Here is a 792-nt window from a genome sequence, read left to right on the forward strand (position 1 = left end):
TTAATCTTGTAGTAAGTGAAAATGTGTTTTAAATAATTCTGTGTGAACACTGTTTGTTTTGGTCATTTCCATTCATATTTATTTATGCAGTTTGATTTGTTTTTTTGATACAGAATGTAAAATTATTATTATGTAATATTAATGTAAAAGAAAAATGGTTAGACTGTTTTTAATTGTATTTCATAAGAATATGTTGGTGGTAAAACAACAACCAAGTTAAATGTACGTTTTGCTCTCTTCAGGTTTTTTACATTTAGGCGGATTAAGGACAGCACTTTATAATTACCTTTTGGCCAAGTCGAAAGGTGGAACCTTCATTTTACGAATTGAAGACACAGATCAAACAAGAATAGTTCCAGGTGCCGTGCAGAAACTTGAAGAAGATTTAGCATGGACCGGAATTACACCTGATGAAGGACCATCCGTAGGTGGACGGTACGGCCCATATGTCCAGTCACAAAGAGTGGACTTGTATCGGTAAAGTATTTTTTTGTACTCTGATTATAGAAAAATAATTATTAAAATATTAACGGATCCAACCATGCAAATCTTTGAGATCTATGTTTTAATTGTCTGTAAATCAGCTATTTCCACATTACTTTTGATTATCCATTGACTATTCTGTTTCACACTGGTCCTACTATTCTTAGCACTTTCCTTTCAATCAAACAAACTTAAAATGTGTGCAGTGACAAAACCAGGGAGGTATCAGTCCCCCCCACAGGGGATCAACAGTGAGTAAAATCAGCAGACAAGCAGTTATAACATTCATAGAGGCCCATAGTGGCCATG

Annotated in this window: 1 protein-coding gene; it reads left to right on the forward strand. The window is 34.5% G+C overall.

Features of this window, described 5'->3' with window-relative positions:
- Positions 1–220: 220 nt before the first annotated feature.
- Entirely contained in the window at positions 221–481 is a 261-nt protein-coding gene (locus MAGTDC_RS03605; protein ID WP_146657081.1) for a glutamate--tRNA ligase family protein, read from the forward strand.
- The last annotated feature ends 311 nt before the right edge of the window (positions 482–792 follow it).

Source organism: Candidatus Hodgkinia cicadicola (genome assembly GCF_002774925.1).